Source organism: Epilithonimonas zeae, assembly GCF_023278365.1.
GTDB lineage: Bacteria > Bacteroidota > Bacteroidia > Flavobacteriales > Weeksellaceae > Epilithonimonas > Epilithonimonas zeae_A.
In genome coordinates this window covers 457,801-471,521 of the sequence record NZ_CP075338.1, presented here as the reverse complement: position 1 = coordinate 471,521, position 13,721 = coordinate 457,801, and the positions used below count along the sequence as shown (strand labels likewise).

The following is a 13,721-nucleotide window of genomic DNA, read 5'->3' as shown; positions in this document are numbered from 1 at the left end:
ATGAGCAGAACCAGATTCGTCAAAGGAACATATACCAAAGTGTCGGAGAAAGGTCATACGATGTACTCTAATGAAAGTATCATCTCCAATGCCGTGAAATGGATTTCAGAAGTTGGAGAAAAACTTGGCATATCTTATGGAACTCCCGCTAATCCTCCTCCAACCGAAATAAAAGCAAAATGTGTTGTTCATTTTCGCAGTAAGGATGGCTGGAAAGGCGAAGATTACGGATTTGATTGGATGAGACTTGGAGAAACTTCGGTTTTCGGAGATAAAAATTATGAAGATATCATCGCTAAACAGTATACAGATTCTACTCATACTACTCTAGTAACTGATATTAATGCTTACAACGGAAGTTTTCAAAAATCCCCTACTTTATATTCCAATTTAGGAAGAGTTTATGGTGTTTACAGCATTCCGTGGAAAAAGAAAGCAGACGGAACAGCGGAAAAATATTACTGTCCTTGGGTTTCTTTGTATCCCGCCAAAATTAAAAATACGAGAACACAAAAATTAGAAGCTTCGAATTATAAAAATACAAAAGCCTTATTGACTCTCAATATTGAAGTAGATGAAGAACCGGACACACTTAAATTTAAAGAAAATAAGCTTTTCAGCATTTCGCCAATAGAAATCACTACCAAAACAAAAGGAAAGCATACTCTCAAAGATTTTGTTACGATAGAATGTCTGGAAGAATTTTCCACAGATCAAATTATAGAAGTGATTGCAACTAAAAAAAATTCAGCAGGTGTAGAAGTTTCTGAAGTTGCTGGAAGATTAAAAGTCTGGGCAAATCACAAACCGAGAAGAAAGAAAACCAAATTCCTAATTATTGAATTAAAAACAAATATATCCGGAATTCCTGGCAGTGAAATCAAAGGAAATTCTACCGGACAAAAGGAATTATTTGAGAACTATTTGAGACAAGCACTGATAGAAGCAACAGTAGAAACAGAAATTGTAGATGTGTCTGGCGACAGCCATTTTCAACCAAGCGGAAGATATGTTGTAGGCGGACAGATTGCAGCCTATTATTCATCAAGATCCAATACTCCTGCAGGATTTATAAGTTTACAAGAATACGTGTACAGCGAATTAAAAAAAACATTAAAATCCAAAAAGATAGCTGAAACGAAATATGACAATCATTATATTGCAGTCTATCTGCCTGAACCCGGTGGAAGTGTAGATTCTTCCGGAAACATCAATGGATTAAATGGCTACAGTTCAGGAAAGTTTGTAGTTCTATTTCCAACTAAAAATGATCAAACTGCAGCACACGAATTTTTACACAGTTTCGAATTGCCTCATAGTTTTACCAATTCTGAAGCAGACCCCAAAGCAGAATATACTTACGAATATGCTAAGACAGAAAACATAATGGATTATTCCCATCATATTCCACAGGATCGATTCAATCTGTGGAAGTGGCAATGGATGATTGCTAATAACAACGTAAAATAAAATTATGAAAAAGCTGATTCTTTTTATTAACTTCTTGATTTTAATTTCCTGTCACTCGCAAAAAAAAAATACTATGACACTTTACTTAGATGATAAAATGGAGACTTTGGACACCAGTCTATTTGGTAATATTAATCAATTGGAAAGCTTTAGTAAAAAAACAGACTCCGGTTACATCCAGATTATGCGAAATCAAACTAATATCTCTTATCAGTTCACCCCAAATGATTCTTTATATAAAATTGTGAAAGTTTATCATCTCAATCATATGATTTACAATAAAGGCATTACACTCAATTTGCCTTGGACTACATTTCCGTTAGGAATCTGGTATGAATTTGATAAAGATGGGAAACTTATAAAAAAAACAGATTATGATGAACCTTACAAATTTACATTTGAAGAGGTTTTGGCATTCTGTAAAGCAGAAAACATAAAACTTTCCAAAGGTCCGGTATTACAAAGCACAGGCTATCATACCACTATCAGAAGAAGAATAGAAAAAGAAAAACCAATCTGGGAAATACAATGGAAAAAGAAACCTGATGTTTTGGAAACAATTATTTTGGATGGTATTTCCGGTAAGGTTTTATCGAAAAGAGAATCGCAATATGTTAATAATTAAGTTTTAAATGATTCATTGACAGAAATGTGATGTAATAAAAACCAAATAACAATGAGCAGAACCAGAATTGTAAAAGGCACCTACACTAAAGTATCTGAAAAAGGGCACAGTATGTATTCTAACGAAAACATTGTTACGAATGCAACAAGAACTGTTACCGAAGAAGGTACTGAGAAAGGCTTATATTGGGGTTCACCAAAATCACCTCCAAAAACCAACGATAAAATATATGATGTCGTGATGTTCGTTGCAGGGACAACAGATCCAGTGAATATAACAGGTAAAAAACACGAAGCAAATACGGATTATTGGCAAGGTAAAGACGAAAAAAATAATGTAAGCAAAGCTAATTTTTGGGCAAAACTGAAAGAGCTAGGCCCTCAGTTTCAAAACCTATATATCGAAGGGCAATTTTTTAGCTGGTCCGGAGATAATGATACTAAAGAAAGAAATCTCGCAGCAGAACGTTTATTAGACCTGCTGTCGCGCGTTTACAAATTTAAAAAAAATCAGGAAGTCAGTCTGCATCTGATTGGGCATTCACACGGCGGCAATGTCATTAATCAATTTACAGAATTGATTACCAACAAAGAGATGATTGCGAAATCTGAGTTTTTGAAGTCCAGAAAAATCACAGAGTTTCCTGAACATTGGAAAATAAAAAGTATCACCTATCTATCAACTCCTTTTTTTCAGAAGAAACATCAGCTCAATCACGGTAAACTACATCCAAAATGTAAAATCATCAATGTTCATAATGAGTACGATTTGACACAACAGCTTGTTGCCCATTTTAGTTTATTGAATCTCGAAGGATTATTGCAAGCTTTTTCTAAAGATAAATTTGAGCGCGGTATCACAATGCTTAAAAATGTTAAGACAGATGTCATATTAACTTATCTGAAAAGTTTGATCTGGCAGGATTTTGCAAACAAAGGGAGAAAAGCGTGGCAGGAAATGGCAAATGCTTCTTTGGCAATTAATATGATAACACATGAAATAATCAATTATATTAATTCGATAAAAATTAATAATTCTAGTCTCCAGAAAGAAAAGGCCTCGTTTATCAATCTGTTGACAAACTTTTTACAGTGGACAGTTGATGTCCATAAAAATTACGCCAGTGGAAGTAAAAGTTATGCTAAAGCAACATTTGTTTCAAACCTAAATTTAACACAAGGATTAACAGTTTTAAATATTCTGTTTGCTATAAAAAGCGGCCCAAAAGACAGTTACTTACTGAGTTTATTGGCTAATGTTTTTGAAGAAAGCAGAGGAATTACAGATACTATAGATTCTACAGCCTGGACACCTGCAAAACAAACGAAAGGATTGTCTATACTGCAAGTTCCTATATTTGATAAAGACATTTACAACTCACGAAATAAAAAAAGTAAATTTAAAACCTTCTTAAAAGGTGCTCAGGATGCTGCAAATGCCAATAATTTGGAAGACTTATTGATGAGATTATTCAGTCAGTTTATAGATCCTGAGAATTTTTCAACAGTAACAAAAGTGATAGATTGGGGAATAGAGCCTCTAGTCTTTGGTAAGTTAGATACCCAAGTCACTACATTAAGAAAAAACTTTGAAATATACTCTGAACTGGTTACCAAATATAATGCGGAACTGGTTGCAGAGCAGGATAAGGGTATAAAAGAATTAGACAAAAAACCTGGCTCACTCGTTTACTTGGCAAAAACATCTCACAGCTTGAGCCACACCCAATTTTGGAAAGAAGTAGAAAATGGATTGAAAGAAGCTTTTAGTTCTCCAAAAAGTGCACGTTACAAACCAACTTAATCATGAAAAGTGCATCTGAAATATCCCTTAAATTCCTGATAATATTTGTTTTATCGAATTTATTTGTTACGCTGTATTTTATATTCTTCTTCAGCAGTTCATCGGAATCTGTTAATCTGACAGTGATCTTCAAAATCATAAAACAATTTGGATTAATAATCAGTATTCCAACAACTATATTGTTTTTCCTGATTGATATTCTGATTCAAAAAATAAAGACAAAATGGATTCTTCACCTCACCAGATGCGTTGTTTTTTTTGCCATAATGTACTTTGTCAGCTTGTTTTTTTCTATATACCTGATATCAGGTGCTTTGCTTGATAATCCGTTGATGAAATAAGTATCTTTAAAATCAGCTCTACTCCATTTCTAAAATTTTATAAAAAGATGAAAAAATCATTTCTCTATATTTTATTTTTACTTTTTGCGCATACAGACTTATTTTCCCAAAACATTAGGAATCAAGATAATTTCAGCGAAATAGTTGGCGAAGAAAAAGGCGATCTTAACAACGATAAAAAACCTGATCGGGTTGTTGTAACTACGACTAAAACCGGAGAAATCAAACCTTTTAGACTGCAGATATTTTTGTCACAGCCCAATAGCAAAAATCTGAAGTTACAAGTTTCTTCAACCCAGATTTTTGAAAATCAATATCCTGTTGAAACTTCAGGAAAACAAAGAAATTTTAGAATCCCGGATTTTTTTATTGAAAAAGGAAAATTGGTCATACTAACAGACGTCAACGAATTGAAAAGCCGTTACATCTTCAGATTTAAAGACGGTAATTTTGAATTGACCCACATTTCGAGGGTTATTTCGGACGGAAGAGAGATAACTACGGAAACCGAAATTGACTTGCTGGAAGGAACCAAAGTTGTTTTTGATCAGGATTTTGGAACAACCAAAAAATATAAACTCAAACAGAAAACGACACCTAAACCACTACCAAAAATTCAGGATCTAACATTCTCCGATTTGGAAAAATATTAAATCCTGAATTAATTTTTTATTGACATTAAATTTTATCTAATGACTTCTAACTCTGTTTTTCCTTTCGGAATTTGAAAATATAGAGTAAAGGTTTTCATTTTGCGTTGGCCGTTTTCATTCACATACCAGCCTGCCAAAGCCGGATCTCCCACGTGATCTTTTCTTTCGAGGGTTACTAATTTTCCATCACCATAGAATTTCATCTTGTAATTTTCCAGCGGATACATTGTGAGACCTTTTTGCCCCCAACCATTTTCAAAACTTTTGACTAAAGCTTTATTATCTTTCTCATCAAATAAAAGAGCCTGAGCATATTCTTTTTTCTCTTTTAAAGTAGCATTAGCAATCGCATCCATATTGCCATCTTTGATCCATTGACGGAACTTCTCATATTCTTTGATTAATTTTTGCTGAAGCGATGATTGATCTAATTTCGTAAGATCCTGTCCATTTTTCCAGCCTTCCAAAGTATAAGGCGTGTCAGTTTTGAATTTTCCGGAGTACTCAACGTAAGGTTTGCCTTCATCCGCAAAGATATTTTTCCCAGAATTCTCATCCTTCTTAGTCGGAGCTTTAAAATCGACAACATTCCCGAAGCTTTTTTCGATATCACCATTGTCAGAAAACTTAAAACCTTCGATTTTGATTTCAACTCTTGCACCATCCTGTATTGCAGGTCTGGGAACCATTGTAGCAACACCATTGATTTCTTTACTGTCGTGCACCGGATAAACCCTGATCTTCCAGGTTTGTTCGCCTTTATTCATAATGGCTGTATTGATTGGAATGCTGGTATTCATAGCGCCGTTTCCTGGTCCGTAATAAGAATCTACAGGAAGATCATTAATCAAAACCTCATAATTACAGCCGCCAATAAAAATGTCCGCATGGTAATTGATTTCCTGTTCTCGAAATTTAACATCTTTATATAAATTTCCTAATTTTTCTGTTGCTTTTGCATCCATAGTTTCTTTGTTTTGACCACAACTTTGCAGACTTATTAAGCTGATTATTACAATGAAATACTTAATCATTTTTTATATTTTTAATCCTTTTTGGAAAAATAGAATTTTCCCCATTTTTTTGGTTCTTTCCAGGCATCAATTGCTTGCCAGGTAAATTCATTGGTGGATTTTGCTGATCCCCAAGTGTCATCTTTGTCTCCAATTTGCCCTTCAAAATTAGCATAAGCTTTTACTTCTAATCCTTCAAAAGTTAATTCCGGAGCAAGATACCAGCCAAAATCATCCGCATCAATAGGGGCTTTACCTTCCCATTTTGCAGTTGCTTCTGCTCCAACATCGCCTGTTAGCGTCACCTTTACAAATAATCTTTTCTTTTCGATTTTAATTTTGATAGAGATTTGCAATTTGAATTCCAGATCACATTTCAGTTCCGCTACTTGCTTATCATTAGCGTTCCGATCGTTTCTATTGAAACTATTCTCGCCTGTTTTTGTATTAAGAAAACCCTGCAATTTTCCACCAAAATTTCCAGTAGCACTCAGATCACAAGTAATCTTACTACCATCTCCAATGAGAGCCATTGTGATATCTGCAGCGGCTATAACTGCTAAAGCCACAGGATGCGCACGTTGAGCCAATGCAAGAAAATCCAAAGTTGCAGTAAGTCCAATTAATGGCGTCAATTCCAAAACGCCTTGTAAAATAACACCAACTTGATTATGATAAGGACCAACCTGGTCTATATTTTCCAGACTCCACTCAAACTGAGCTTCTATCTGTGGCCATTGCACGCTAATAGAAGCAACAGATCGTGTTAATTTGCGATTAAATGTCTGAGATTGACGATCCATCCTACGTTGCAGATTATCGATGTCTTTCTGAGCTCTACGTCTATCAGCATCGTTATCAGCGTTTCTGTAACGTGTTCTTGCGTCGTTGAGAAAATCTCTAGTCCTAGCCAGCTCGCGGTTCTCTCTCGCTTCCCTTTGTTGGGCAACACTCTCCAATGCCGCCCGATCTTCTGCACTTGGCTGCCTTTGATTACTGTTGGCGCTATTTTCCTGTCCTAAAAAAACAGAATTTACAAATCTGCCAATAACACCAAATTTATCAATTAAGGCTTTGATTTGCTTTGTGATATCTGCTGTGGCATCAAACTGATTGTCTTTGTCCCATTTTGCACCCAAAGAAATCCCAATGTTTTTACCATCTCCTGCAGCAATCCATTTCTGAGGTTGTCTCTGAAATCTAGCAGCGCTTGTATTAGCATATCTTTGGTTTCCCCAGAGCTCCTTTTCAATAGTCGTATTGGTGTAAGATAATTTTAAACTCCACGCAACATCGGGGTAAGTTTTGACAGCCACATTCTGTTGGTAACGGCAAGTATTTGTTTTTACCATATAAGTGTTCGTAGGAACTCCGTTTCCTAACCAGAAATATCTGAAAATGGGATGTACAGCAACACCCATCAGATTAATAGGCGCATAATTATAAATATAACGGGCTTTAAACTTTAGTTGTTTATCATTGCCGTCTGCAGTGTACTTTTCCAATTTTCCACTAAAGGCTACAAGCTGCTCATGGCTTACATTGGTCTTATCTCCAATTTGAACTTTAACCTTATGATCTCTGGAAGTACTGCTTTTTTCCTCCTCTTTTTTAGCATCCTTTTCAACTTCTTTTTCAGGATATTCAATTAGGGATAATGCATGTTTTTCGTGGTCATTTTCAGTACCATCAAATGAGCATTCTGTAGTATCTGTATCAAGATCAATAGTGATATCTTGTGTATTACTTTCTGGTCCGGCAACTAATTCAAAAAGATTTAATGGAGGCAGAGATTTTTCTCCCAATAAATCAACAGTACGTGATCCATCATTAATTTCAAATTTGCTATATCCACAAGGATGAAATGATTCAATATTTGTCTCAATTTTATCTACAAATACAGGCATGTTACCCATATCAGGAATTTTAACATCTACCGCAGCTCTACAATTAACCAACAAACCAACATCCAAATCTTGTTTTTGATTGCTGAAATGAATGGTAGGCTTAATGAGGATTTGTGTTTGACCAGCGCACCAAGCCGGATCGATATATAAATTTACTAATGCTTTCTGAACATTAGGAATAGGAGGATCGTTACCATCAGAGCCTACCATAGTTCCAGTCTGCGTTCCGGATGGTGGCTGCACGCTTTTCGGATCAGAATAGTCGTGGATTTCTACCTCGGTTAAAAATAAATCTTTAGAATCTGTAATCCCGTATTCAGTCTTGGGATCTTCGTCTTTTTTATCAGGATTAATAACAACTGAAGTTCCATATGTATTGGCTTTGAGTGTTTTGCCATTAGATTTCAGTTCAACTCTAATGTTATGACCATACATACTTTTGGTATAAATATGTAATTGGACTTGAGATCCCGGCGCAACTGGCTTATCAATCTTCACAGGATTCTGATCTTTATCAAAACCGTACCACTCAGCCGTAATGATTTGCATAGAAGCACCTGCTGTATGAATGAACAAACCATTTTTAGTACTTCCTGTTGGTTGTGCCCCGTCAAAAAACGGCTCAATCCAAGCAAAACCGCCACCATACAAATGTTGTCCTAAAACCAAACTAACTTCCTTAGTTCCGGTTTGGATTATTTCATTTCTGCCATTGGGTTTGTCGCTTCTTTTATGGGCTAGATTCCACGCCCAGACAACTGAAGCATAATCTTTATCAAAGTTTTTTAATTCCTCTTTAGCAGCCTTCAGTTGATCGTCTTTTGCTTTTTTAAGCCTTTCTGCTCTGTTTCTCGCAAGTCTTACATTTTCGTCTAAACTTACTTGAGCGTGACTTACTTGTTTACCGTTATGGGTTTCAGCTTCGGTCCATTTACCTCCTTCATTGAATCTCTGTTGCGCTTGTTCAAAAAGCCTTTTTTCTTCATTCTGCAACTCAATGTCTATATTTCGCTTTTCATTCTCAAGATTTGCGATTTTATCATCAATCCCTTTTTTGCCATCAATATATTCTTTGATCCCGATAGTAAATCCCTGGCCTTCCTGAGTTGTGAGTGCGCGATACTGCTCATTAAAATCAGCATTCTCAGGTTTTAAAACAATTGCAGTTAAAGTCTTTTGTTCCATTTTTACTGATTTTATAGTTCTAACTGATCTGTTTTCCTAATATATTTTCCGACACTGATAAAGGGAAACAACTCCATCAATACTTCTTTATCCGCATTTTTCACATTCTGCTGGGAAACTTCGGCAGTTTGTCCGTGGTTGATAATCGTGATACAATCTGTACTTCCGATTGGACAAGTCGCTTTGCTGCTTTCCAATAATGCTTTGCCGCTATTTTCCTCGAGGGTTATTTTTTCATAAAAGCCACTCCATTGTGTTACAGTAACCTGACAAGGATTATTATTGAGTTTGGAACAGTTTCCGAACATATTTTTCTCGAAAGTTTTGTTGATATCTTTGTTGGTAGCCATCAGTTTTTGACCACCACCTTTATCATTGATGTAACGTTTGCTCTGAGTTAAGACTTTCAATTTATCAGGAGCTGTCCCGAAATTGCAGCGGCAAAGTGCGCCTTGGCAAACCAGATGTTTCTCACTCATAATATTGTTTTTTGGTACTTATTCTGATTAATTCAGAATATTAAATTTCAAATATCTGTACTTCAGTCTTTAGTTCTTTTCCTTTGTCAAAAGTGGAAACAGAACCTGTTATAGAGAATAAATCGTGTGTATCTTTATGGAATTTATACAACCAATTGACACTTCCTTTTTGTTCTTTTTTAACCCATTCATGGTCTCCTTCATTGCCTACAATCCGTAAAGCGATCTTATTTCCTCGAGTATATTTTTTATCTAAAGTATATTTTACATTAAACGCTATATTACTCTGTATATTAGCAAAATAAAAATAAAAACTTCCATCTTTACTATAATTGAAATACGATTGATAAACTGGAAGAAAAAAAAGTTTAAAAAAAATACTTTGAGAAAAATAAGTCTGTTTCGACTTCAAATTCCTAAAGGTTAAATCCATCTTCTTCAGAATTTCCTCTGCTGTTTCTCCCACATAATATTCCTTCAGTTTTGGGAAATAATCTTTTTCCCATCTTTCTTGTATTTCCGCTTCATTTTCAATTTTGGAAAAGCTTCCTGTCTTGTCAACTGTTATTTTTAAAGGATAAATAGCTTGCTCTGCCTTTTCAAATAACTTTTCTATGATGTTGTCAACTTCGGCATTATTGATATAATTTTTTCCTTTATTCATTTCAACCAAAAGACCATCTTTTTTAACATCAACCTCGAAATGAATCTTAGTATTATTATGAAGATATTTGATGGCAACACCATATTTTTTTTGACTTATATCAACTGGATATTGCAAATCATTGGTCTTAACAAACTCCAAATTTCTGTCCTCAAAATTCTTTCTTGGAAAATAAAGAAAAGGAACATATTTCGGCAGGTGTAAAGGTAAAATCTCTCCTATCCCGCAATATTGATTATGAAAATTGATAATCTCTTTTTTGGAAATCTGGTATTCTTTTGACAAAGCACCCAAATCTAATAATCCATTGATTTTTAATTTGATATAACTATCTTCTGAAACCATTCCTTAACACAATCTCTTGCGGCTATTAAAATTAGAAAACATATTTTGATTGATGACCGTTCCTTCTCATTATTTTGAAAAGTGTAGTAATTCTACGATTCAGGATTTCTATCTTTTATTAAAAATCCCAAAGATTTGTCCTTGGGATAGGTAAACTTTCAAATTAAATTATCGAAGTAAAATCAATTAGTTGATTACGCTCCAACCTTTTTTCGGGTCGTCATTAGTTTTCACTTCCTGTTCGTTTACAATGATATTTTCTTTTCTCTGACCAATGTAATCCAGCTCGCTTAGTTTTCCAAAAATCGACTCCAGACTTTTCAACATCTGATTGATATTGTAAAAATATTCGCCGGTATTATGATGATCGTAGTTGATTTCCGCTGAAACTGTCAGTTGATTCAATAAAGAATGTGGTGTAATTTCGCTCCATTCCAAGCTGTAATTCAGCATTTCCTCCAACTCAGACTGTACAATCATCTGCGTATCATTATAAAGCTGAAGCGCCAATTTTGAGAAAATATTGATCAAGAAAATCGGAGGTTGCTCTGTCACAATATTTTTGAATTGGAAATAATTCTCTCCAATATTTGCAATAATCGTTTTGCAAAGCATTTTTACATTCTCCGCCAGCGTTACATTCTGATTTTTATGTGCTGTTTTCTGGATAATTTTGAAAGCATATTGGCGAAGATTACTCAAAGAATTAGAATAACTGTTGTAATATTCTATCAACTTCGGATGGCTTTCTATCGAGCTGCAAGGCGGAATAAAATGCGCATCAATCTGAGCCATTCCGGATTTCATAGCAACCTTTCCAAGCACGAGATAATTACCTCCGGAATAACTGCTGTTAAGAATCGAGACATCTACCAGTTCTATCCTGTAATTAGGTTTTGTGAAAGGATGTCTTGGCGGAATTTCCTCTGCATCAATATCTCCAAAAGAGACGTGGTCAAAAGGATTAACCGAAGCCAGAATATAATATTCGCCGTCCACATCATCCTGTTCCTGAGACATATTTTTTGCCAGATTACGGATATTAACTTTGTAATCGAACAACTCAATCCTGTAACCGGCAAGCGTTACAGCCGTACATTTTTTGATAATCAGCTGTGCATCATTGGTTGCTGTGCTTTGAAGTTCGTAGATGGTTTTGTCTCCAAATTTCTCAGAGATCGGAAGCAATCCAAAATTGTAGGAATTGACCTGGAGTGAATTAGAATCCCTGATAGAATCGATGATAAAATCCTCCTGCTGTACAAGATGATCTTTAGAAATCTTCATTCCGTCTACCCAGTTTACGGCATAATGTTTAATTGGCTGTATCATAATGTTGTCGTTATTTGGTTTGCGATATTACCTTCTTCCTGATGTCTGATGACTCTTTTGCAGATAATCGTTTGGTTTTCGGTAATCTTATTAGTTAAAATATCTTGTTCAAAATCTATATACTTTCTGAAGCTGAAAAATGATTTTTTGATGTAAAAAATCCAGTAGAAAGGCTCATCATTTCCATCCATCAATTTGATAGTCGTTGTTGGATTTTTGTAATTATAATCATCAACCACACGATAAAACCAATCTCCAAAAGTGATTCCCGTAGGAAGAGTTTTAGCTTTCACAATGAATCTTTGCTGATCTTCTGAGTTTTTGCTTAACTCAACATTAAGAACCATTAATTTATCAAAATCCACACCTTGAAAGTTATGAGGTTTCTGATCCGGATCGAATCTCCAGGTTTTGTAAATATCAAAAGGAATACTGACAAACTGAACATAACAGTAATAGAAAACCAGCGGAACAATGAAAATCAAAAGGCTTGTGGCAGCCATATATTCATTACCAAGATCTTTACTCATCCATTTGAAAATCAATGTAAAAAGATAACCACCAAACAGAATACAGGTAATACTTAAAATACTTTCAAAAAGAATACTTTTCCAAAGTTTATCGATATGTTTTCTAAAATAATGATGCAATAAGTTGACGTGAAAAATTCCTAATCCCAGATAAATCACTTGCGAAAAAAGATACCAATAGGGATTAAATAGATTCCCAGAAAACCCCAAAAAACCAGGTAAAGAGAGAAATAATCCCGCAATCAAAACATAAAAAATAATGTGTTTGATCTTGATGGCAGGTTGACTTTTGCGAATCATTGCAAGAATAAAAACCATAATCCCTGCAATAATTGGCATCAGAAGATACCTTAAAAAAATCTCTTTAACAGATCCTACTTCCATATTTGTATTTTGTTTTTTATAATTTTAAATTTATTAAATATACGTTGAAAATCCCAATCGATTGGTGTTTTCCATTGCATTTATAATAAATGAATCGTCTCTTTTTTCAGTGATAAATTTTTCTTCAATTTTTACATTAATCGGAACAAAATAGTCATAGATATTTTGCAATAACTCTCGAAAAGGGGTTCCAGGGACATACTTATGAATCTGATCATACGGAATGGAGCCAACAGTGATCTGCCAGTTTCTTTCCCCATCCATATGTTTTCCGTTCGGAATCAACGTAATTCCTAATTTCGCATTTCCTAGAGATGAAATTCCTAATTCATCTTCGTTATTATTGATAACATTTGGAACAAAATCAATCGCCACTTTCACATTCAAAAAAGCGGTTAGAAATCTTTCGATCCAGCGTTTATTTCCTCTAACCTCGTGTAAAAAAGGAAGGATGTAAAAGAAAACTTTAGCAGTTTCCAAGTCTACTTTCTTCAAAAGCGGCCACAGCTCTGTAAATGTCTGAATCAACGTATCCGATTTATCCGCAATATCAAATTCGGTTTCCTTCAGAAGCGCAGAAACTTCTGTATAGAAAAATTCCTGCTCAAAAGGCTGAAAAAAATTTCTTGCATTGTCCTCTACTTCTTTCTGCCTTCTTATCTCCTTCACAACACTTTCAACACCTCTGTTAGAAGCACCTCCCAAAGATGGAGGATGAAACAAACCTTCCGGAAGATAATCGTAGATACTCTCACGGTAAGTTTCCATAATGATTGTCTCATTATCCAGACCATAATAGGTGGAATAGATATTCTTGATATCCTTGAGGTAAGGACGGTCATTGATCCCGATTCTTCTGATAAAAATACTTGAACTGTTGTTGTAATACTTTAGCAAGTTGGCAGCGACTGATTCTATTTTAAAATCTGTGCCAAGCTTATTGTACTTCAGTTCAGAAATATGTTGAGTTTCGTTCATCATTAGTTAGTT

General features: G+C 34.9%; 11 protein-coding genes. 4 read left to right on the top strand and 7 right to left on the bottom strand.

Going from position 1 to position 13,721, the window contains the following annotated elements; genetic code table 11:
- From KI430_RS01890 to KI430_RS01875, 4 genes are all read left to right on the top strand, one after another.
- Positions 1–1,470, top strand: coding sequence for a reprolysin-like metallopeptidase (locus KI430_RS01890; RefSeq protein ID WP_248876600.1), 1,470 nt, complete (start codon positions 1–3; stop codon positions 1,468–1,470).
- A gap of 73 nt (positions 1,471–1,543) precedes the next feature.
- Positions 1,544–2,095: a hypothetical protein gene (locus KI430_RS01885; protein ID WP_248876599.1), complete on the top strand. Its 552-nt coding sequence runs from the start codon at positions 1,544–1,546 to the stop codon at positions 2,093–2,095.
- 51 nt (positions 2,096–2,146) lie between these two features.
- Positions 2,147–3,898: a hypothetical protein gene (locus KI430_RS01880; protein ID WP_248876598.1), complete on the top strand. Its 1,752-nt coding sequence runs from the start codon at positions 2,147–2,149 to the stop codon at positions 3,896–3,898.
- Between the two features lie 388 nt (positions 3,899–4,286).
- Positions 4,287–4,892 carry a hypothetical protein gene (locus KI430_RS01875; protein ID WP_248876597.1) on the top strand — a complete coding sequence of 202 codons (606 nt, stop codon included), beginning with the start codon at positions 4,287–4,289 and terminating at the stop codon, positions 4,890–4,892.
- Between the two features lie 32 nt (positions 4,893–4,924).
- Here the strand turns inward: KI430_RS01875 and KI430_RS01870 are convergent, their stop codons facing one another.
- The 7 genes from KI430_RS01870 to KI430_RS01840 all read right to left on the bottom strand — a co-directional run bounded on the left by KI430_RS01870 (position 4,925) and on the right by KI430_RS01840 (position 13,712).
- Complete coding sequence (locus tag KI430_RS01870; RefSeq protein WP_248876596.1) at positions 4,925–5,926, bottom strand: hypothetical protein; 1,002 nt, start codon at positions 5,924–5,926, stop codon at positions 4,925–4,927.
- A gap of 11 nt (positions 5,927–5,937) precedes the next feature.
- On the bottom strand, positions 5,938–8,997 hold the full coding sequence (locus KI430_RS01865) for a hypothetical protein (protein ID WP_248876595.1): 3,060 nt from the start codon (positions 8,995–8,997) through the stop codon (positions 5,938–5,940).
- Positions 8,998–9,008: 11 nt separating this feature from the next.
- Complete coding sequence (locus KI430_RS01860) at positions 9,009–9,476, bottom strand: DUF4280 domain-containing protein (protein WP_248876594.1); 468 nt, start codon at positions 9,474–9,476, stop codon at positions 9,009–9,011.
- Between the two features lie 40 nt (positions 9,477–9,516).
- The gene (locus KI430_RS01855; RefSeq protein WP_248876593.1) at positions 9,517–10,485 is read right to left on the bottom strand and encodes a hypothetical protein; all 969 of its coding nucleotides are present in this window, start codon (positions 10,483–10,485) and stop codon (positions 9,517–9,519) included.
- Positions 10,486–10,671: 186 nt separating this feature from the next.
- On the bottom strand, positions 10,672–11,817 hold the full coding sequence (locus tag KI430_RS01850) for a hypothetical protein (protein WP_248876592.1): 1,146 nt from the start codon (positions 11,815–11,817) through the stop codon (positions 10,672–10,674).
- A complete protein-coding gene (locus KI430_RS01845; protein ID WP_248876591.1) occupies positions 11,814–12,731 on the bottom strand; it encodes a TssN family type VI secretion system protein in 918 nt (305 codons plus the stop codon). The genes KI430_RS01850 and KI430_RS01845 overlap by 4 nt, the downstream gene beginning before the upstream one ends.
- Before the next feature lie 33 nt (positions 12,732–12,764).
- Positions 12,765–13,712: a hypothetical protein gene (locus KI430_RS01840; RefSeq protein ID WP_248876590.1), complete on the bottom strand. Its 948-nt coding sequence runs from the start codon at positions 13,710–13,712 to the stop codon at positions 12,765–12,767.
- Positions 13,713–13,721: the final 9 nt, after the last annotated feature.